General features: G+C 52.9%; 21 protein-coding genes. 7 read left to right on the top strand and 14 right to left on the bottom strand.

Features of this window, described 5'->3' with window-relative positions:
* Positions 1–2: 2 nt before the first annotated feature.
* From TGAM_RS01440 to TGAM_RS01430, 3 genes are read right to left on the bottom strand one after another with little or no spacing between them, the layout of a single operon-like run.
* Positions 3–689, bottom strand: coding sequence for a potassium channel family protein (locus TGAM_RS01440; protein WP_015857906.1), 687 nt, complete (start codon positions 687–689; stop codon positions 3–5).
* Between the two features lie 42 nt (positions 690–731).
* Positions 732–2309, bottom strand: coding sequence for a preprotein translocase subunit SecD (locus TGAM_RS01435; protein WP_015857905.1), 1578 nt, complete (start codon positions 2307–2309; stop codon positions 732–734).
* A complete protein-coding gene (locus TGAM_RS01430) occupies positions 2309–3256 on the bottom strand; it encodes a protein translocase subunit SecF (protein WP_015857904.1) in 948 nt (315 codons plus the stop codon). The genes TGAM_RS01435 and TGAM_RS01430 overlap by 1 nt, the downstream gene beginning before the upstream one ends.
* Positions 3257–3588: 332 nt before the next feature.
* Here TGAM_RS01430 and speD point away from each other — a divergent pair, with 332 nt between their 5' ends.
* The gene (gene speD / locus TGAM_RS01425) at positions 3589–4011 is read left to right on the top strand and encodes an adenosylmethionine decarboxylase (RefSeq protein ID WP_048811383.1); all 423 of its coding nucleotides are present in this window, start codon (positions 3589–3591) and stop codon (positions 4009–4011) included.
* A 1-nt stretch (position 4012) separates the two neighbouring features.
* On the opposite strand, the gene TGAM_RS01420 is transcribed toward speD, so the two are convergent.
* From TGAM_RS01420 to TGAM_RS01395, 6 genes are all read right to left on the bottom strand, one after another.
* Positions 4013–4558: a hypothetical protein gene (locus TGAM_RS01420; protein WP_015857902.1), complete on the bottom strand. Its 546-nt coding sequence runs from the start codon at positions 4556–4558 to the stop codon at positions 4013–4015.
* Between the two features lie 23 nt (positions 4559–4581).
* A complete protein-coding gene (locus TGAM_RS01415; protein WP_015857901.1) occupies positions 4582–5328 on the bottom strand; it encodes a KaiC domain-containing protein in 747 nt (248 codons plus the stop codon).
* Positions 5329–5411: 83 nt separating this feature from the next.
* Positions 5412–5915, bottom strand: a complete 504-nt coding sequence (locus tag TGAM_RS01410) for a PUA domain-containing protein (RefSeq protein WP_015857900.1) — start codon at positions 5913–5915, stop codon at positions 5412–5414.
* A complete protein-coding gene (locus TGAM_RS01405) occupies positions 5908–6435 on the bottom strand; it encodes a YkgJ family cysteine cluster protein (RefSeq protein WP_015857899.1) in 528 nt (175 codons plus the stop codon). Before TGAM_RS01405 ends, TGAM_RS01410 begins: the two co-directional genes overlap by 8 nt.
* Before the next feature lie 5 nt (positions 6436–6440).
* Positions 6441–7004 (bottom strand): hypothetical protein, encoded by a 564-nt coding sequence (locus TGAM_RS01400; protein ID WP_015857898.1) that lies wholly within the window; start codon positions 7002–7004, stop codon positions 6441–6443.
* A 48-nt stretch (positions 7005–7052) separates the two neighbouring features.
* The gene (locus TGAM_RS01395) at positions 7053–8822 is read right to left on the bottom strand and encodes a tRNA uridine(34) 5-carboxymethylaminomethyl modification radical SAM/GNAT enzyme Elp3 (protein WP_015857897.1); all 1770 of its coding nucleotides are present in this window, start codon (positions 8820–8822) and stop codon (positions 7053–7055) included.
* A 92-nt stretch (positions 8823–8914) separates the two neighbouring features.
* On the opposite strand from TGAM_RS01395, the gene TGAM_RS01390 reads away from it, so the two are divergent.
* Together TGAM_RS01390 and TGAM_RS01385 are read left to right on the top strand one after the other, a co-directional pair.
* Positions 8915–10315 (top strand): ATP-binding protein, encoded by a 1401-nt coding sequence (locus tag TGAM_RS01390; protein ID WP_015857896.1) that lies wholly within the window; start codon positions 8915–8917, stop codon positions 10313–10315.
* Positions 10312–11064, top strand: coding sequence for a Nif3-like dinuclear metal center hexameric protein (locus TGAM_RS01385; RefSeq protein WP_015857895.1), 753 nt, complete (start codon positions 10312–10314; stop codon positions 11062–11064). The genes TGAM_RS01390 and TGAM_RS01385 overlap by 4 nt, the downstream gene beginning before the upstream one ends.
* On the opposite strand, the gene coaD is transcribed toward TGAM_RS01385, so the two are convergent.
* The 4 genes from coaD to TGAM_RS01365 are packed head-to-tail and all read right to left on the bottom strand — an operon-like array spanning position 11061 to position 14250.
* Positions 11061–11540 (bottom strand): phosphopantetheine adenylyltransferase, encoded by a 480-nt coding sequence (gene coaD, locus TGAM_RS01380; RefSeq protein ID WP_015857894.1) that lies wholly within the window; start codon positions 11538–11540, stop codon positions 11061–11063. The genes TGAM_RS01385 and coaD overlap by 4 nt on opposite strands.
* Before the next feature lie 9 nt (positions 11541–11549).
* A complete protein-coding gene (locus tag TGAM_RS01375; RefSeq protein ID WP_015857893.1) occupies positions 11550–12323 on the bottom strand; it encodes a DUF835 domain-containing protein in 774 nt (257 codons plus the stop codon).
* The gene (locus tag TGAM_RS01370; protein ID WP_015857892.1) at positions 12314–13291 is read right to left on the bottom strand and encodes a bifunctional N(6)-L-threonylcarbamoyladenine synthase/serine/threonine protein kinase; all 978 of its coding nucleotides are present in this window, start codon (positions 13289–13291) and stop codon (positions 12314–12316) included. The genes TGAM_RS01375 and TGAM_RS01370 overlap by 10 nt, the downstream gene beginning before the upstream one ends.
* Before the next feature lie 14 nt (positions 13292–13305).
* Positions 13306–14250, bottom strand: coding sequence for a hypothetical protein (locus TGAM_RS01365; RefSeq protein ID WP_015857891.1), 945 nt, complete (start codon positions 14248–14250; stop codon positions 13306–13308).
* Positions 14251–14347: 97 nt separating this feature from the next.
* Here TGAM_RS01365 and hflX point away from each other — a divergent pair, with 97 nt between their 5' ends.
* Entirely contained in the window at positions 14348–15634 is a 1287-nt protein-coding gene (gene hflX / locus TGAM_RS01360; protein WP_048810995.1) for a GTPase HflX, read from the top strand.
* On the opposite strand, the gene TGAM_RS01355 is transcribed toward hflX, so the two are convergent.
* Entirely contained in the window at positions 15617–16579 is a 963-nt protein-coding gene (locus tag TGAM_RS01355; RefSeq protein WP_015857889.1) for an inorganic phosphate transporter, read from the bottom strand. The genes hflX and TGAM_RS01355 overlap by 18 nt on opposite strands.
* A gap of 217 nt (positions 16580–16796) precedes the next feature.
* Here TGAM_RS01355 and TGAM_RS01350 point away from each other — a divergent pair, with 217 nt between their 5' ends.
* Genes TGAM_RS01350 through porA form a run of 3 tightly spaced genes read left to right on the top strand, consistent with a single transcriptional unit; the run spans position 16797 to position 18897 of the window.
* Positions 16797–17354: a pyruvate/ketoisovalerate ferredoxin oxidoreductase subunit gamma gene (locus tag TGAM_RS01350; protein ID WP_015857888.1), complete on the top strand. Its 558-nt coding sequence runs from the start codon at positions 16797–16799 to the stop codon at positions 17352–17354.
* A 36-nt stretch (positions 17355–17390) separates the two neighbouring features.
* Positions 17391–17708, top strand: a complete 318-nt coding sequence (locus tag TGAM_RS01345; protein ID WP_015857887.1) for a 3-methyl-2-oxobutanoate dehydrogenase subunit delta — start codon at positions 17391–17393, stop codon at positions 17706–17708.
* A gap of 1 nt (position 17709) precedes the next feature.
* The gene (gene porA, locus TGAM_RS01340) at positions 17710–18897 is read left to right on the top strand and encodes a 2-ketoisovalerate ferredoxin oxidoreductase subunit alpha (RefSeq protein ID WP_015857886.1); all 1188 of its coding nucleotides are present in this window, start codon (positions 17710–17712) and stop codon (positions 18895–18897) included.
* Positions 18898–18900 lie beyond the last annotated feature (3 nt).

Raw genomic sequence — 18900 nt, 5'->3', positions numbered from 1 at the left:
GATTAATCCTTTTTCCCCACCCTCTCAAAGAGCTCTTTCACCTCGTCAAGGGCCCCGGTTTTGGCAAAAACTATGAGCGAACCTTCCTCGGGAAGCTTGGTATCGCCGGAGGGTATTATGAGGTTGCCCTTTTTGTCGTAGACGGCAACGATGAGAGCATCCTTTGGGAGGTTGAGTTCCCTGACGGTTTTCCCAGCGACCCAGCTCTGGGGAGTTATCTCAAAGCGAACTATCTCGGCCCCTTCCCTCGGGAAAAGAACCCTGTCAAAACCGGGGGTTGAAATGTTGCGTGAGATGTACTCCGCCGCTATTTCCTCGGGTGAGATTATAAAGTTGAAATACTTCTTGAGATCCTCAACCCTCTCGAAGATCCTCTTGTTCTTGGGGTTGCTTATCCTCAGGGCAGTATAGACGTTGGGGTTGAGGTTCTTGGCGAGTATGCAGGCGAGTATGTTGGCGTCGTCTTTCCCCGTGAGGGCGGCGAATGCGTGGGCCTGCTTTATGTTGGCCTCCTCAAGGGTTTTGGGGTCGGTGGCATCGCCCATTATCACCAGACCGTTTATCTCAAGGGAGAGATCCTGGGCCCTTCGCCGATCGAGTTCAATAACGGTAACGTCGTGGCCGTCCTCCTCAAGCATCTTGGCCACAAGATAGCCGACCCTCCCGGCGCCCATTATCACAACGAACATACACATCACCACCGCTGAAATTGAAAACGGAAAAAGAAAGGGTCACTCAAGCGAGAGCAGATACTTGGCTATCTCCGCGTAGGCTGGCCTCGTGACGAGGACTCCGATGAGGACACCAAGGATTGTGGTCACGGCGAAGCCCTTGAGCGTTCCAACGAAGTAAACCAGCAGGAAGCTCATGGCCACTATCGTAGTTGCAGCCGAAGCAAAGATAATGAAGAATGCCCTTGCCATTCTCCTGAGGGCACTCATCCTCCTGGTTACTCTGCCTGCCGTTCCCCCAAGGAGTTCGTCGGTAATAACGATCTGCTGATCAACACCGGTACCGATCGCGGCTATGATACCGGCTATACTCGGAAGGTCGAGGTTCCAGCGTATGAGGGCGGCTATACCGAGGATTATGATCACCTCAAAGAGGCTGGTGCTCGCAACGGGTATCGCTATCCTCCAGCGCCTGTAGTGGAAATAGACTATGAGGAGAACCGCGATCAGCGCGCCGATCCCCGCTATAATCGCTTGCTTCTTGAAGCTGGCACCGAGAGTTGGTGAGATGTACTCCTCACTGACCACGTGGAGCTTAACGGCGAGGGAACCGCTCCTCAGGACACTGTATATCTTCCTAGCCTCCTGGAGGGCTTCCTCCTTCGTGGGGGCACTCCCGCTGAGTTTAAGTCTCGTCGTTTCACCTTTCGCCGGGTCGAACTTTAGTACGTATGGTCCGTAGAGGTTGAGGATTCTTTTGACGAAGTCTTTCAGATCCTCACCCTGCTGGGGGGTGTAATGGGAAACCCTCAACTTTAGATCCTTGGAGAGTACCAACTCCCTAACATCGTTGTAGAGTTCTTCCGGAACGTCTGCGAGGATGATCTTGTCCTTGCCCAGGGCAGTAGCGTTCTCAACGATGTCCTCAGCGGTCTGGTTGGAGTACTCCACGACGGTAATGTTGAAGGCCTCCTTAAGCCTCTCAACGAGGGGTTTTGGTGTTCCTTCGCTTGGTGCTCCCATGAAGTCCCCGGAGTTCATTTCCTGGTAAACCCTTGGTGAAACAACCAGGAGCGAGTTCACCGGCGGGTCAAGGTAAATGTCAATGGGCCACCCCAACTTACCAGCCGCGATTTTCTTGAACTTGTTCTGTGCCTTTCCGGACAGCTCAAACCCTACGTACCAGCAGGTCGGACATTCCTGAAGATCCAGACCGTAGTCGCTTGAGTGAACCGTAACGTCGGTACCGGTCGCAAAGATAACCCCGTTGAATTCCATGTAGAGAACACCCTGACTCTCAATGAGATCCTTTATCTGATTGGCTTCATCCAGAGTGACGTTGGCGATCTTGACGACGATTAAACTCTGCCCCGTCTCTGGATCGTGCTGGGCCTCAATCGTTATGTCCTTGACACCGAACGTGTTAAGCCTGTTCTGGAGGGAGGTTATTATGCCGTTTAAGGTGTCTTTGCTGACGGGTTTTTCGGGTTCGGCTATGAGTGCAACTCCTCCACCTATATCGATACCGTACGTCAATCCCTTGATTGACATGGAAACTACCGAACCAATGAGGAACAGTATGAGAAGGAGAACCCTCCAGTTAAGGAGCAGGGCTTTAACGCCTTTTTTACGGGCCATCATTTACCCCTCCTGAGCTTTATGCTAAACTTGAGGGGACTGGCTATGTACCACCTCAGGACACCGGCGTTGAAAATCCAAGTGTTCATGAAGTCCGCGAGAAGACCGAAGATGAGAACGATGGTTATGCTGTCGATGACCTCGGAGGTCGAAACGAGCCACAGGATGAAGAGTGCACCCAGTGTGGTCGTGCTCATCGTGAACCCTGTTGAAACGGCGGAGAGGTAGGCATCTTCGATTGTGTCCTCCTTTCTCCTGAGCAGCCGGGTTGTCAGGAGGATGTTGCTGTCGACAGTATAACCGATGAGCATCAGCAACGCCGCTATCGTAGCGGTGGTGAGCTCTATACCCAGGATACCCATTGTCGCGAGGGCTATGACCATGTCCGAGAAGGCCGAGAATATTATCGTGCCCGATGGAACGGGATCGCGGAAGAACAGGAAGACAACTATCGCCATTCCAATAAACGCGTATATGACCGCTTTGATTCCCTGTTTCTGTGCTATCTTCCCGAAGGTCGGGTCAACGACTCTGGGCGTTACGTCGGCGTCCTTGTATTTCAGCCGTATGGCATTTGAAATCTCGTCTGCGATCTTACTTGGAGCGGTTTTTGCGGGAGCGTAAATTCTTATTCCAGACAGACCCGTTATCGGGTCTTTGAACTCCTCGGCTCTAACATCTATCCCCGTTTTCTCCTTAACGTAGCTCGCAAGCTCATCAGGGGATGCGGAAACGTGGTAGACGGTTACGACAACACCACCCTTCAGGTCTATGCCCTTCTCTGGGAAGTGAACGGCCAGAATCAAAGCCGCCACTAAAAACACGACGAGCGGATAGAGGACCATTTTTCGCGGTTCCATCCTCACAAGGAAGGAGAGCCGCTTCCGCTTGGTTTCAAGTATTTCGTCGGAAGGTTTCTTCTTAGTTTTCTGTTTCTTGGTTCCCATACCAACACCCCACTGCTCTTTTCCAAAGGGCAGTGATCACTCTCTGAACCACTAGGGATAATGAAGGCCAGCCAGTTTTAAAATTAGTGGTTGCAATCGGCCCGAAAAGAAGGGGCCAAACCCAAAATTGAGCCAAATGGCTGGTAATATTGCCTATTGGTCAGAAACTTCCATTAAATTTCTAAAACTGCCAGAAACTAACAGTTCTATGGATTACCGGCCAGATCTCAGCCGGTTAAAACCAAAAAAGCCCGCTCAAAACTCTTCAATTTGGGATTAACTTTAAAAAGGGAAGGTCATAGCCTCTCCTCGGGGTGAGAGCCATGAGCGAGATTGAGACCATCGGGTTCCACTACGTTGTTGAGGCCGCCGGTTGCGATCCTGAGATCCTCGGTAACGCTGACAGGATTAGGGAGATATTCCTCGAAGCGGCGAAGGTCGGCAACATGGAGGTCAAATCCAGCTATTTCTTTAAGTTCTCACCTACAGGCGTCAGTGGCGTTGTCATCGTTGCAGAAAGTCACATATCAGTTCACACATGGCCGGAGAAGGGCTACGCAGCTCTTGATGTTTACACCTGCGGAACCAAGGCTGAGCCCGAGAAGGCCGTTGACTACATACTCGAGAAGTTCAGGGCCAAGTACGCCCACGTCTCCGAGATAAAGCGCGGGATAGAAGAAGACGACGACACGTTCACCCACATGATAATGACCTGGGAGGAGAGCCTCAGAAAGAATGGAAACGGAAAGGGATAAGTCACAGCAGTTTCTCTATTTCCCTTATCCTTTCGAGGGTATCTCCTAGTATCTTCCTGACGTTCTCAAGCTTCGCCTTGAGCTCCCTGTTCTCCGCTTCAAGGCCCTTGACCTTCTCCTCGAGCTCCTTCACTTTGGCCTCAAGCTCCTCCTTCTCCTTCTTGAGCTTCTCGTACTCCTCGAGGGCGACGAGCTGACCGCCCTTGGCGAGAACCTCAACATTCCTGACGAGCTCGTCCAGCTTGCCCTGTTTTATGAGCTCATAAGTTTCCCTGACGAGCTGTCCTGCTTTTGTCTCGCCCTTGAGGTGCTTCCTGACAGTTGCTTCTGTCCTGCCGAGTTCTTCAGCGATTTCCCTGACGGTCATTCCAGCTTTTTCTCTCGCTATGGCTCCAGCCGCTACCGCGAGGCTGTCAACCCACGTCAGCCTCTCGGCCGGGTCCTTTATGAGCTCTATCACCTCTGGTCTGAAGAGCGTCGCGAAGAGCAGTATGCTCTCGAGCCTGTGTATCTCCTCCCTTCCAACGGGGTTCAGCGGGACCTCCATACCCCCTCACCTCCTTTCAGTTTTCACTCAATCTCGACTATGGCCTTTCTTTTGAGAACCTTGTCGGGGTAAACGACTATTCCCTTGTCGGTTATCTCGAACGGGTGCCTCCTCATGCTGTGGCTCGTTCCCCGCATCTTCCAGACTATGAGTGAGCGCTTGAGCTCGCCATCGATTTCGTCGAGATCGAGCCTTATTATGCCGTCGACGCCGTGTTCAACACCTGGCCCGCCGAACCCGCGCTCGCCGACACTTATCTGGCTCACGAGTATGCTCGTAACTCCAAGACCGGCCAAAACGCGCTTGAGCTGCATCACGATGCTCCTCGCCATCGCGGGCTTGTTGATGTAGAGCGTCGTAACCGAGTCTATAACAACGCGCTTGGCCCCAATGTCCTTCACGGCCGTTCTAAGGACGTCTATGAACTCCCTGATGTCCGTAAGATCGTGAACGATGTACTTCTCGTACTCCTTGCTCTTGCCGATTCCAGCGGTGAAGGCATCGACCATCGCGAACAATCCTTCTTCCTCGTACTTCCTCACGTCCCAGCCGAACTGGGCCATGTTCTGCCTTACCTGAACTGGGTGCTCCTCAAGGGCAACGTAGATGCCGGGCTCGCCCATCCCAAGGCCGTTCCACAGGAACTGCTGGCTGAATATGGTCTTTCCAGTCCCGGGTCCACCGCTGAGCAGGACGACGTTCCTCTCGGGAATTCCCCCGTGAAGGATTTCGTCCATGCCAGGGATGCCCGTCTTAACTTTCCTGATCATGAGCGCCACCCCCTTTAGTAACTTTTAGTTACCATTAACCTCTACGCAAAAGGTCTTAAAAAGATTACGTCCGGTTAGAAAAGTTAGCGCTTCCGCCTCAGGAACTCCCCAACGTCGGTAACGTTCAGGATGAACTTTTTTCTGCTCTCCGCGTTTATCCTGCCAATGCCGAGGATAACCCCGTTCTCATCGTAGATAACGAGCTTCTTAGTACCCTGCCAGACATATTTCCGCACACCGCTCCTCGGCACGTCCTTGCCAGTTGTGAATAGGAAGCCCGCCTTTGGGCTTAGAACCGCGTAGTTCTTCTCGACGTTAACGAAGTAGAAGAACTCGACGTTTGGGTAGAACTTTTCAACGAGGTTGTCAACCTTTATCGTGCCAACGAAGGTCCCGTAGGCGTAGGGCTTTACCCTAAACTTCTCTATTTCCGCCCACACCCTCTCGTTGACGGCGTAAACGTCCCTGAATTTACCTTCAACGACGGCGAAAAAATGGTGCTTTAACTCGCCGTACTTCTCGGCCTCGCGGAGGATTAGGTCGTACTCCCATGCCGAGGCACGGCGGTAGCGAAGGGTCTCACTCATCCTTCTCCCCCTCAAGCCGCTCTATCAGCTCTGCAAAGCCGTCCATATCGGTTTTCTCAAACTCCCTCTCGAACTCAATTCCGAGTTCGGCTATCTCCTCGGGCGTTATCGTCGTTTCCGGATTTTCGGCGTTTATTCCAGGACAGCTCTCGTCGTAGTAGAGCCAGAGGGTTTCGCCTTTGTGATGGAAGGGCCTCTCGCTCTTAACGCCAAGGGGCTTTCGCGAGACCATGAAGGGGTAGATACGGCATATAAGCGGCCTGACCGCGTGAATCCTGCACTTCCCGGTTTCAGGGTCGTGGAAGACGCAACCCAAATCCCACTCCCTAATCGCGAGAACGAAGCGTATCTTGTCGCCTTCGATCGAGAACGTCACGAAGTCCTGAGGATCGTGGCCCGCTTTTGCTATTCGCTCAACGTCCTTCAGAGTGAGGTAGACGTGCCTCCCCCTGCAACAGTCGAGGCAGTAGAGACAGCGGAAGCCAACGGGTTCAGTGAAGGGTTTTGGCTTGAAGCGCATGGCAACTACCCCTTCCCGAGGGAGACCAGGAAATAACCCACATCCTTTCTGCCGAGATAGCTGACCGTAAAGTTCACCATCTCGTAATTATTTACCTCTGTCCTTTTATGGAACACGAGCACGTTGCCTTCAGTGAGGTACCAGTAAAGTTCACCGCTCTCGCGAGCACCCCTCTGGTAGAAGGAATAGTAATCAAGGGAAACCGTGTCGCTGCAGTTCACCTTGAGGATCCATCCCCTCTCAATGCCCCCCCACACCCAGAGATCAACACACCAGCCGGGGGTGGTAAGCCTTATCGTGACGTTGGCGGGCGTCATCTCACTGCAGTGGAGTATGAAGGGGTTATAAAAAGCACCGAAGGCGATCGCGTTTTTGTACGAGACCCCGTCTATACTCATGTTGGAGGCCATAAGGGGCTGTCCTTTGGGGACAGAAACCTCAAAGACAACCTCCTTGTGAAGTAAGGGGTAGAGAATAGCCCCCAGTATCCCAAGGAACACCACTGAAAAAACCAGGACGATCTTTATTGAGGACCTTTCCTCGTATGAGAGCTTCCGTCCTAATCGCATTCATACACCCCTGGAGGTGTTAACTCCCGAACTTCTTTAAATCTTTGCCTAAGTGTTCAGGTGCGCGTCGAACTCCCTGCTCTTTTTATACTCTGCATAGCCCTTATCAAGCCTCTTCGCGACGTAGGGCCCGTTCTTCCGGTAGCCGAACTTTCTGTAATACTCCCTCACGCCGACACCGCTGATAACGAGCATCTTCTTAACCTCGAACTCCTCCCGAGCAATTCTCTCGGCCTCGGCCAAGAGCTCCCTTCCGTATCCGCGATGCTGCCACTCATAGCGTGGCTTTCCTCCAATCGGCACGAGCGGGCCGTAAACGTGGAGCTCCCTGACTATGGCTGAGGGACAGCAGTTTATCTCCTTCCTGTGGGCATTCTCGCTCGGAATTCTAAGCCTGAGGAAGCCGATTAGGATGTCGTTCTTGACGTCCTCGAAGCTGAGGAATATCTCCCTTCCGCCAGCGGCATCGTAGTCCTCGCGGAGGAGCTTGATGTGCTCGACCTCGGGCTGGATTCCGAACTTCTCCATCATGTGGCCGACTTCCCTAAAGCGAATCTCCCTCGGCCTTATACCGCGCTTTATCAGCTCGTTGAAGACCAGCTGACCGAGGTTGGAGTGCTTAACGCCATCAACGATGAGCTGAACCGGAATGTCGCGCTGGATTCTCATTACCCTAACCCACTTCGGGAAGAGCTTGTAGGCCTCGACGAGGAGTTCAACGGCTTCCTCCGTGCGGTAGGGGCGGTATTTACCTTCCTTCCACCAGCGGTAGAGCGGGGCGTCCTTGGTTACGAGCGTCGGATAGATTTTCAGCATATCGGGCCTGAAGCGGGGGTCTTCGAATATTGTGCGGAAGGTGTACAAATCTCTCTCAAAGTTGCTCCCAGGCAGACCGGGCATTATGTGGTAGTTGATTTTCAACCCAGCGTCTCTCAAAAGTTGAGTGGCCTTTACTATCTCCTCGACGCCGTGACCTCTCTTAGTTCTCTCGTGGATGAAGTTGAATATCGTCTGGACGCCCAGCTCAACGCGCGTGGTTCCCAGCTTGAGCATCCTGTCTATGTGCCTCTCGAAGGCCCAGTCCGGGCGGGTCTCTATGGTTAGGCCGACCATTCTGACCTTAGCTTTCTCGTTCTTCCTCTGCTCGTCTTCAAGGTAGTAGTAGGGCTTCGAGTGGGTTTTCTGCCAAGCCTCACGGAACTTAGGGTCCTCCTCAAAAACGGACTCGTCCTTCTTCACTATCAGCCTAATCAGCTTCTCCTCGAGGTTCTCAATGTCCTTGAAATACGGAAAGTCGTTCATAGCCTTGAAGGCGCACTTGACGAACCACTCCTGGTAATCCAGGTCAACCGCCGGAAACGTTCCGCCCTGGATTATGACCTCGACCTTGTCAACGTCGTGGCCGATATCGGTGAGTTGCTTTAACCTGCGCATCATGATGATGTAGGGATGATAAGCGCTCTGGATTGCCCTCAGGGCGGAAGGCTCCCTTCCAGTGTAGCTTTGAGGTGAACCGACGCTCGGCCCACCGGGACAGTAGATGCATCTGCCATGAGGGCAGGGAAATGGCTTCGTCATCATGGCGACGACGGCGACGCCGCTTATAGTTCGGGTTGGCTTTCTCTTGAGCAGTTCCCTGAACTCCTCGCGCCTCTCCTCTGGAATGGCCTTAAGAATGTCCGAGTTGCCCGGAATCTTTGAGAGGTGATACTTTCTCGCCACCTTAATCTTCCAGCGGTTGAGCTCGTCCCGGCTCTTAATCTCACCGCTCATGACCAGTCTCGCCAGCTCGTTAACGGCCTTTTCAAACTCCTCCATGACAACACCTCTCGCTCGATGTAGGGCGGAGTTTTAAAAGGTTTGCCGGAAAGTTTATATTCACTTAGTGAATAATTCAGTTGGTGAATAAAATGCGCTTCATCAACAGGGAGCGCGAGATGGAGCTCCTCCTGAAGGCTAAGGAACGCTCTAGGAGAAAGCTCTACAGCGTTGCCATCTACGGCCTCAGGCGGGTGGGGAAGACGAGACTACTGAGGGAGTTCCTGAGTGAAAACGATTTGTACTTCTTCGTGAACCGGGGCAAAAGCTCCGCCTTGCTCCTGAGGGAGTACTCGGAAATCCTCCGGGGAAAAGGCATTCTCTCCAAAAGAGAAGAGCTCAAAAGCTGGGACGACTTCTTCGAGGTCCTATTTGAGCGTTTCACCGGCGCGGTGGCTTTCGATGAGTTTCAGGACTTTCGCTTCGTCGAGCCTTCAGTCTATTCAACGCTTCAGCGGTTCATGGACGAAAATGAAGAGAAACCCATGCTCCTTATCTTCACAGGTTCAACAATTGGAATGGTAGAGAGACTCTTCAAGGACTCCAAAGAGCCCCTCTACGGAAGGATAAAGCGGGAGCTTCGCCTAGAGCCTCTCGACATCAGGGGAAGCTACGAGATGGCGAGGGAAGTTGGAATAGAGAACCTTGACGACTTCATAACGCTCTACTCGGTTTTCGGTGGCTTTCCCCGCTACTGGGTGGCCGTTGAGGACGAGGGTCTTGAGGGGGAGAACGCGGAAAGGATTCTTAAGGAGCTAATCTTCAGCTATTCGGCGCCCCTCGAAGAGGAGGTCCCCAGGATACTCTCGCTGGAGTTCGGGAAGCGCTCGGGGGTTTATTACGACATCCTTGAGGCTATAGCCAACGGCTCGACATCGCCGAGCGAGATTGCCGGCTACCTAAACAGAAAGGAGACCTCGATAACGAGACAGCTCCACGAGCTGGTGAACTACTTCAAGCTCGTTGACTACGATAGGGCAGTTTTGGGAAAGGGAAGCGTTCTCTACATAAGGCATCCCTTCCTGAACTTCTGGTTCCGCTTCGTCCAGCCGAGGCTGAGCGAGTACGAATTGAACAGGGAGAGGCTATGGGAAGATGTTAAAAGGAATCTCCCGGACTACGTTGGCAAAAGGTTCGACTTCGCCTGCAGGGAGCTGTTAAGGCTCAGCGGAAACTTTCTCCCATTCCAACCGACAGTTATAGGAAGACACTGGGGCCGTTACAGAGAAGGCGGGAAGAGGAAGGTCTACGAAATCGACATCATTGCCCTGGACTCCGAGGGGAGAAAAGCCATTTTTGGAGAGTGCAAATGGAGAAAGAGGACCCAGAACGCTGAGAAGCTCCTTGAGAAACTCAGAGGGAAGGTAGAACTCACCGGCTGGAGGGGAGAGGTTTATTACCTCTTAATCGCAAGGAAGCTCAGGAACGTTCCGGAAAACGTTATAGCCCTTGATGAAAAAGGTATCAAAAACCTGCTGGAGGGAGAGAAATGAACCGCGACGAGCTGGTCGCTTTCCTCGACGAATACCTTCAGATTTCGGCGTACCCCGACAAGTCGAGCAACGGCCTCCAGGTGGAGGGAAAGGAAGAAGTTAATAGGGTAGCGTTCGCCGTTGACACGACGCTCAGAACCATCGAGAGGGCCGTTAATGGAAAGGCCGACATGCTGGTAGTCCATCACGGAATGATTTGGGGCGGTCTTAACTACATAACAGGTATCCACTACAAAAGGCTGAAGGCGCTAATCGAGAACGGCCTGAACCTCTACGTGGCACATCTGCCCCTCGATGCGCACCCAGAAGTCGGCAACAACGTCGGCCTGCTCCGCCTGCTCGATTTAGAGCCCAAAGGGCCCTTCGGCGAGTACAAAAGCCTGAGCATAGGCTTCTACGGCGAGTTTGAAGAACCTCAGCCGATTGAGAAAGTTGCCCAAATAATAGCGGAAAAGCTCGACACAACAGTTAGAACCTACGAGTTCGGGAGGAGAGTTATTAAAACAGTTGGTGCGATAAGCGGCGCCGGTGCCTTCGCCTTGGAAGAAGCCTACAGAAAGGGGATAGACCTCCTGATAACGGGGGAATTCGGCCACGCGGATTACTTAACAGCAATCGACCTGCCCCAGAGCGTTTTGGTTGCGGGGCACTACAAGACGGAGACCCTCGGCGTTAAGGCCCTGATGGAGCTCATTAGGGAGCGCTTTGGTCTCGATGTCTTCTTCATAGACGAGCCGACTGGCCTCTAATTATCCTTCTTTAGGGGGTTCCCGAAGGGATCGATGAGGCCGGCCCGTATCAAGGTGGAGCTTATCTTCGGCCCGATCCGGCTCTTCACGAGCTTTATCGTCACTATCTCAAGGGGTTTGAGGCCCCTCTCCTCACGGGCCCGATTCACAAGGAGGGCGCCCTTGTAGGTTTCTTCACTCACAACAATGGCCTCAAGGCTTTTTATTCTGTCCGCAAAGCCGATTGCGGTGTTTATCTTAATGATGCGGTAGTTGGTGTAACCGTTCACCTCAAAGAACTTGAGAAGATCCATGAGGCGAAGCTCGTAGGGAAGGATCTTCTCGGCGTAGGGCTTGTTCCTGATCATCTCGTCCGATGTTAAGCCGACGTAAACGTAGCGGCCGACTTCAAAGGCCTTCCTCAAGAGGGCCTTGTGGCCCAGATGAAGCCTGTCAAATGTCCCACCAACCACAACCTTGCGGTAGGGCTTTCTCATGGCGGACCCTCACAGGGGTTCAAACTCCCTCAGGAGAAGCGCACGCTGCCTCTCGTCAAGGGCGCTCTCATCGACAATGACTATAAGCGCGGCACCCGCGGGGATCAGGTAATCCTTCAGGTTGATGAGAAACTTGTAAACGGCTGCGAAATCGTTGTAGAGGAGCAGGTACTCCAGGCAGTCAATGAGCACGATCGCGTTCGGGTTCTTGCGAATGAACTTGAGTGCGTGCTCCTGAATCACGTGAAGCTTCGTCGGGGAAATCCCCTGATCCGTTGCCTGGGTCACCCAGACCGGAACCACGAACTCCATCCCCTGATAGAGGTGGGGGTTCCTCGTGAAGACGAGCGTTGGTAACTTTGCCGATTTTATGAGTTCCATCACATCCACAAACTTAGATTTGGAGCCAAGGGCAATGTAGGCCCCCTTGAGCTCTGCCGCTGCCTTTGTATGGGATGAGTAGGACGAGAGCCTGAAATGTAGATAACTTTCCTCTAGAAGTAGCACATACCTAATCATCGTGTATATGACGCCCACTATTGCAGTTCCATAAAAGAAGGATAGAAATGCATTGAGATAGGGGATCCTGTAGAAATCGCCCACCAGATCAACAAACCTCCCAACCACCGCAAACCCAAGAAACACTGCAGCGTTCCTGATAAATGGCTTTAGCTCGGCAGTATAGCGGTTCCACCTTCTGAAGAAGAAGAACCATATGTAAGCCATCGCGAAGAGGAGGACGACGTCGTACACTACCTCGTACAGAGGAACTATCAGCTCCATGTAACATCAACCTCATCGGTTCTAAATTTCTGTTTCACTACGGTGTCTGAGATCTTAAACCTTACGCCACCAAGGTACATTCTAAGACCAGTGTAAGCGATCATGGCCCCGTTGTCCCTGCAAAGATCATAGGGCGGGACGAAAAACTCCACGCCGCGATCCTCGGCCATTATCTTAAGCATCTCCCTCAGGCGGTTGTTAGCTGCCACTCCACCAACGAGAACGACCTCATTCTTGCCGGTATGTGCCACTGCCCTTTCAGTTACTTCGACGAGGGCTGAGAAGGCAGTTTCCTGGAAGGAATAGGCCAAGTCCTCAACGCGGTACCTGCCGGTGCGGTACTTCCTCACGGCTTCCGTCAACAGCCCGGAGAAGCTTAAATCCATTCCCTTAACCGCAGAGGGAAGCTCGATGTATCTCTCACCCTTAAGCGCAAGCTTCTCTATCTTCGGCCCGCCGGGAAAGCCTATGCCGAGTTCGCGCGCGAAGGTGTCTATCGCGTTTCCTATTCCAATGTCGAGGGTCTCGCCGAAAACGCGGTAGCGGCCGCCTTCAAGGGCCAAAACCTGGGTGTTTCCACCGCTGACGTAGAGTCCAACGGGATCCTTAACGCCGAACATCTTGGTTATCTCGACGTGGGCTATGCAGTGGTTGACGCCGACTATCGGCTTGTTGTACTTTATGGCCAGGGCCCTCGCGGCTGTGGCGACAACTCTCAAAGCCGGCCCAAGACCGGGGCCTTGGGAGAAGGCTATGACGTCAACGTCCTCCATCGTTATTCCAGCCGTCTGAAGGGCCTTTCTGAGGAGGGGCTTTAAGAGCCGGGCATGGTGCTCTGCCGCTTCCTTCGGGTGGATTCCGCCCTTTTCGGTGGTGAGAGTGTCGAATACGTTTGCGAGGACTTTTTTCTCAGTAACGATTCCTATGCCGAGGGTATGGGCCGTTCCCTCAATACCAAGGGCTATCATACACACGGCCAATATCAACCCCGGTTAAAAAGGTTTGTGGAAGTGGAACGATCAACAGAGATGTCATAAGAGGACACGGGAATAGCAAAAATGTACCCATCAGGTTCAGGGTAATCGTCCCCCAAGTAAGAGCAGAGGGTGAGGGTCTTTCGCGTGTCAACGGTGGTTAGATAGGGTACTCCATGCCAGCGGGAGATGCCGAGGTGCCTTTTTCTCAGGCCCATCCTCATCACCGCAAGGAACCCGATCCTCCCACCCTTCACTATCCTGCTTCCGTTTACGGAGAGGACTGCTACCACAGTTTCCGGAAGCCTGTGATCGGTCGCAACGACGGTGATCCTGCCAAGGTAACGAAGAGGTGGGAGCTCGCTTTCCGGAAGGTAACAGGTGGAACTGCCAGAGAACCCATCGGTGTCAACAAAGGCCCCAATGTCCTTGAGGGACCAGACGGTTCCATCCCCTCTGGAAAATGAGACTTGACCTCCTTTGGGGGCGATGCCGAGTTGAAAGGCCTCCCCCTTGTCATCGAGGGTGTAGTTGATGAAGAACATGAAAACATCCTCACCACTGATGTTCCCCACAGGAACCACGTCAGAGAGGGTCATGAAACTTGGAACGGATGTTCCGTTATATACCGTGTACCAGATGTCTATGGTATAGTTCACCGGCTGCGGATCATCCGGCTCTTGACAAGTGAAAACACGGAAGATCAGCGGAACGGGGACGCTGCGAGAGTCCCGGTATGGGATAAACTCAGGTCCCCTAAATTCAAAAGTAAAGGGTCCGGATTTTATTTCCTCCTCAGGCCAAGAAAGGTAAGAGACATACCTCTCAACAACCAAGTCATAGGTGGCGTATACTTCTGGGGTTTTCAATTCACGGTATACAGAAAAGCCATAACCAACCAGCAGAGCGAAAATAAGAACAATGATGAGCCAGCTTCTTTTAATCTTGACCATTAGTACTCACCAACTCTGAGAATTTTAAGGAGTTTATAAGTCTTGCGATAGTAAGAGATGACTTTTTAAACACTCCAGCAAACTGAAGATGAGAGATATGAAGGCTATAGGTGTCATAAGGTACTCGCGAAGGGAGAGGCTCAGCAGGGAGGAGTTCGAGGAGCTCTTGAGGAGCGCGGGTTATGAGGTTCTTGCCGTTCTTGAGCAGAACCGGGAGGAGCACCCTCGCTACAACATCGGAAGGGGAAAGCTCGAGGAGCTCAAAGAGCTCGTCAAGGAGCTCAGACCTGACAAGGTGATCTTTGCAAACCGTTTAACCCCTTCTCAGGCCTACAACCTCTGGAAGGAGCTCCGTGTTGAAATCCTAGACAGGTGGCAGCTCGTGCTGGAGATATTTGAAAAGAGGGCTCACTCCAAGGAGGCCAAACTTCAGGTCGAACTTGCAAGTCTTCAGTACGAGGTTCCACTCGTTAAGGAGGCAATACGGAGGATAAAACTCGGCGATAGGGCAGGCTTCAAGGGGATGGGTGAGTACCAGACCCAGCAGTACCTCAAACACATCCGTTACCGGATGGGGAAGATAAGAAAGGAGCTTGAGCGCGTTAGGGCAGATAGGGGGGTCAAGCGAAAGAGGAGGGAAGAACTCGGGTTCCTTCTCATAGCACTAGCAGGTTACACGAACGCGGGCAAATCCACACTCCTCAACGCCCTGGCTGGAGAAAGCGTTGAGGCCAGGGATCAGATGTTTACAACCCTCGACACAACTACCAGGAGGTTCAAGCTTGGAAGGAAGAGGGTTCTCCTGACGGACACCGTCGGGTTCATCGACAACCTGCCCCCCTTCATCGTCGAGGCCTTCCACTCAACCCTTGAAGAGATAGTAAAGGCCGACATCGTTCTCCTCGTCATAGACGCGAGTGAGCCCTGGGCAGAGGTAAGGAGAAAACTACTTGCCTCAATAGAAATCCTCAGAGAACTAAAAGCCCTTGATAAACCGATGGTGATCGTTCTGAACAAGATTGACCTGACGAATGATGAAGATGTGGAGGAGAAACGACGGAGAATAATGGAAATAGCAGATGAGCTGGCACCGAGCGTGAGGGCGGTAGTAAAGACCTCAGCAAAGCTCGGCATTCTGGAAGAGCTCAAAAGGGCCCTTGAGGAGATAATCCCCTCCCTTCCGAAGTACAGGAGGTTCAAGATACTCATCCCATCAACCGTTGACCCCGGAAAGGTTCTAGGGCTCCTGGAATCGATCGGGGAAGTTCTAAGCGTTTCCTATGGAGACGAAGTTGAGGTCGAAGGACTCGTGCAGGTTGGAATGATAAAGGAACTAACGAGACTGGGGATAAAACTGGAGCATCCCTCAAACGAGGCCCACTAGGTGGAAGAGCCGGAAAACTATCAGCGATATCAGGACGGCTACAGTGGGAGTGGCCACCCAGCCGAAGAGTATGTCCTTGATAACCCTCTTATCAACGCCCTCCCCTGTTATTAACCCAACCCCAACAACACCGCCCACTATTGCCTGACTGGAACTCACAGGCAGGCCGAGAACGTTTGCAAGGCTCACTGATATAGCCGAGCCAAACTGCGCGGCGAAGGCAGAGATAGGTCCCAAGGCGGTTATCTTCTTGCCAACCGTGTGCATAACCGCATAGCTGAATGTGAGCGATCCCATTGCAAGGCTTAAAGCGACTAAAATGCCAGCCGTTCTTGGCTCGAGAAAACCCGCTCCAACGATCGGACCGGAGGCGTTCGCAACCTCGTTGGTTCCAAAGTTAAAGGCCATGTAGGAACCACCAAGAATAGCCAGGGCCTTATAGAGGGCTTCAATAGTAGATATGCTCTTTATACTGGAGACAACGCGCGAGTAAAACTTGTAGAGAATTGCCGCGAAGATTCCCGAGAGAACCGGTGAGAAAACCCAAGCTCCGGCGATCTTCCCCATCGTTTCCCAGTTGACTGGAGCCCCAATGCTGAGGCCAACGCCGAGGACCCCGCCCACTATTGCCTGGGTCGTGGAAACGGGCAGGCCTTTGACAGTCGCTATGGTAACCCACACACCGGCGGAGAGAAGGGCTATAACGGCCAGTTCAACAGTAAGATAGCCAGGGGGGACTATGCCTTTTCCCACGGTCTTCATGACCTTGTACCCTTTGAGGTATGCACCTAAGAGAGTGAAAATAGCTATGGTAAGTGTCGCCTGGCGAAAGCTCAGTATTCCCGCTCCCACAGCGGTGCCCATGGCGTTTGCGGAATCATTGGAACCTATGTTCCAGGCGATGTAGAACGCCACTGCAACCATAGCGATGGCCACTGCCTCCATCATTATCCCCCCTATATAGTCTATATGGTGATGCATAGTCTATTTAAAAGTTTTTCGAAGGTTCTTCGGGAAGCTCTGCCGCTAAAAAACCATTGCCGACCTCTTCTGTTCACGATTACCCAGCGGGTACCTCCTGGGGGAGATTAAGGCAATACCGAAAGGCAAATAAATGCAACGGTTGAAAACTCATTGAAAAAACCCCAAGGAGGCAGGAAGTATGATCGAGATACGTTTTCACGGTAGGGGTGGACAGGGTGCAGTTACCGCTGCGAACATTCTGGCCTCAGCGGCCTTCAAGGAAGGAAAGTACGTCCAAGCATTCCCCTTCTTCGGTGTTGAGAGGCGTGGAGCACCGGTTACAGCTTTCACAAGAATAGACGACAAGCCGATAAGGATAAAGACCCAGATCTATGAGCCGGACATCGTCGTAGTGCTCGATCCAAGCCTTCTGGAGACTGTAGATGTTACGGCCGGTCTCAAAGATGGCGGGATCGTTATCATAAACACGGAGAAGAGCAAGGAGGAAGTCCTTGAAAAACTCAAGAAGAAGCCGGGCAAGCTGGCCCTCGTCGACGCGACCAGCATAGCCCTCGAGGTTCTCGGCCTTCCAATCACGAACACGGCCATCCTTGGAGCGGTCGCGAAGGCAACCGGCCTAGTGAAGCTCGAGAGCGTTCAGGAGGCAATTAAGGAGACCTTCTCCGGAGCCCTCGGCGAGAAGAACGCCAAGGCAGCCGAGGAAGCCTTCAACAAGACCACTGTCTACGAGCTCTAATTTTACTTTAACCCTTTTGAGGAGGAGGGGAGGAGTTTGAACACGCTGTTTGGTGAGAAAAAGACCGAGGCAAAGAAGATCGTCTTCACATCGGTTGATCAGTATCCTGAGGCACCAATAAGCCTCGCCACAACGCTAAGCAACTTCACCGGTGACTGGAGGACGTTCATCCCGGTAATAATCGAAGAGAAGTGCGTCAAGTGCTACATCTGCTGGAAGTTCTGCCCGGAGCCAGCAATCTACATCCGTGAGGACGGCTACGTTGGCATAGACTACGACTACTGTAAGGGTTGTGGAATCTGCGCGAACGAGTGCCCGACCAACGCCATAACGATGGAGAAGGAGGAGAAGTGATATGGCCGAGTACAAGCCTATTAGAAAGGTTGTGAGCGGAAACTACGCGGCCGCTTACGCGGTGAAGCACGCGCGCGTTCAGGTCGTCGCCGCTTACCCAATCACCCCTCAGACGAGCATCATCGAGAAGATAGCCGAGTTCATAGCGAACGGGGAGGCCGATATTCAGTACGTTCCCGTCGAAAGCGAGCACTCGGCCATGGCCGCGAGCATTGGAGCTTCAGCCGCCGGTGCAAGAGCCTTTACCGCTACCTCCGCCCAAGGTCTCGCTCTGATGCACGAGATGCTTCACTGGGCAAGCGGTGCGAGGCTTCCCGTCGTCATGGTCAACGTTAACCGTGCCATGGCTCCCCCGTGGAGCGTCTGGGACGACCAGACAGACAGCCTCGCCCAGCGCGATACTGGCTGGATGCAGTTCTACGCGGAAAACAACCAGGAAGTCTACGACGGCGTCCTGATGTCCTTCAAGGTAGCCGAGACCGTTAACGTGCCCGCGATGGTTATAGAGAGCGCCTTCATACTGAGCCACACCTACGACGTCGTCGAGATGATTCCGCAGGAGCTTGTCGACGAGTTCCTCCCGCCGAGGAAGCCCCTCTACGACCTGGCGGACTTCAGCAGGGCAATCTCGGTCGGTGCACTTGCAACCCCCAACGACTACTACGAGTTCCGCTACAAGCTCGCGAAGGCGATGGAAGATGCGAAGAAGGTCATCAAGGACGTCGGTAAGGAGTTCGGCGAGCGCTTCGGCAGGGACTACAGCGAGATGATTGAGAAGGGCTACGTTGACGATGCGGACTTCGTTTTCATGGGCATGGGCTCCCTCATGGGAACCGTTAAAGAAGCAGTAGACCTGCTCAGAAAAGAGGGCTACAAGGTCGGCTACGCGAAAGTTAGATGGTTCCGCCCGTTCCCGAAGGAGGAACTCCTTGAGATAGCCGAGAGCGTTAAGGGCATAGCCGTCCTTGACAGGAACTTCTCCTTCGGCCAGGAGGGCATACTCTTCAACGAGGCGAAGGGCGTTCTCTACAACACATCAGCGAGGCCGATAATGAAGAACTACATCGTCGGACTCGGTGGCAGGGACTTCACCGTTCCTGACGTCAAGGCCATAGCCGAGGACATGAAGAGAGTTATCGAGGCAGGAAAGCTCGATAGAGAGGTTGAGTGGTACCACCTCAAGAGGTGAGAA

The sequence above is a fragment of the Thermococcus gammatolerans EJ3 genome, assembly GCF_000022365.1.
GTDB classification, from domain to species: domain Archaea; phylum Methanobacteriota_B; class Thermococci; order Thermococcales; family Thermococcaceae; genus Thermococcus; species Thermococcus gammatolerans.
This window is presented reverse-complemented; position numbering and strand designations above follow the sequence as displayed.

Coding starts and splice junctions, on each gene's coding strand:
- TGAM_RS01440 (WP_015857906.1), bottom strand. CDS start 689: ATGTTCGTTGTGATAATGGGCGCCGGGAGGGTCGGCTATCTTGTGGCC.
- TGAM_RS01435 (WP_015857905.1), bottom strand. CDS start 2,309: ATGGCCCGTAAAAAAGGCGTTAAAGCCCTGCTCCTTAACTGGAGGGTT.
- TGAM_RS01430 (WP_015857904.1), bottom strand. CDS start 3,256: ATGGGAACCAAGAAACAGAAAACTAAGAAGAAACCTTCCGACGAAATA.
- TGAM_RS01420 (WP_015857902.1), bottom strand. CDS start 4,558: ATGGAGGTCCCGCTGAACCCCGTTGGAAGGGAGGAGATACACAGGCTC.
- TGAM_RS01415 (WP_015857901.1), bottom strand. CDS start 5,328: ATGATCAGGAAAGTTAAGACGGGCATCCCTGGCATGGACGAAATCCTT.
- TGAM_RS01410 (WP_015857900.1), bottom strand. CDS start 5,915: ATGAGTGAGACCCTTCGCTACCGCCGTGCCTCGGCATGGGAGTACGAC.
- TGAM_RS01405 (WP_015857899.1), bottom strand. CDS start 6,435: ATGCGCTTCAAGCCAAAACCCTTCACTGAACCCGTTGGCTTCCGCTGT.
- TGAM_RS01400 (WP_015857898.1), bottom strand. CDS start 7,004: ATGCGATTAGGACGGAAGCTCTCATACGAGGAAAGGTCCTCAATAAAG.
- TGAM_RS01395 (WP_015857897.1), bottom strand. CDS start 8,822: ATGGAGGAGTTTGAAAAGGCCGTTAACGAGCTGGCGAGACTGGTCATG.
- TGAM_RS01390 (WP_015857896.1), top strand. CDS start 8,915: ATGCGCTTCATCAACAGGGAGCGCGAGATGGAGCTCCTCCTGAAGGCT.
- TGAM_RS01385 (WP_015857895.1), top strand. CDS start 10,312: ATGAACCGCGACGAGCTGGTCGCTTTCCTCGACGAATACCTTCAGATT.
- coaD (WP_015857894.1), bottom strand. CDS start 11,540: ATGAGAAAGCCCTACCGCAAGGTTGTGGTTGGTGGGACATTTGACAGG.
- TGAM_RS01375 (WP_015857893.1), bottom strand. CDS start 12,323: ATGGAGCTGATAGTTCCTCTGTACGAGGTAGTGTACGACGTCGTCCTC.
- TGAM_RS01370 (WP_015857892.1), bottom strand. CDS start 13,291: ATGATAGCCCTTGGTATTGAGGGAACGGCCCATACCCTCGGCATAGGA.
- TGAM_RS01365 (WP_015857891.1), bottom strand. CDS start 14,250: ATGGTCAAGATTAAAAGAAGCTGGCTCATCATTGTTCTTATTTTCGCT.
- hflX (WP_048810995.1), top strand. CDS start 14,348: ATGAAGGCTATAGGTGTCATAAGGTACTCGCGAAGGGAGAGGCTCAGC.
- TGAM_RS01355 (WP_015857889.1), bottom strand. CDS start 16,579: ATGGAGGCAGTGGCCATCGCTATGGTTGCAGTGGCGTTCTACATCGCC.
- TGAM_RS01350 (WP_015857888.1), top strand. CDS start 16,797: ATGATCGAGATACGTTTTCACGGTAGGGGTGGACAGGGTGCAGTTACC.
- porA (WP_015857886.1), top strand. CDS start 17,710: ATGGCCGAGTACAAGCCTATTAGAAAGGTTGTGAGCGGAAACTACGCG.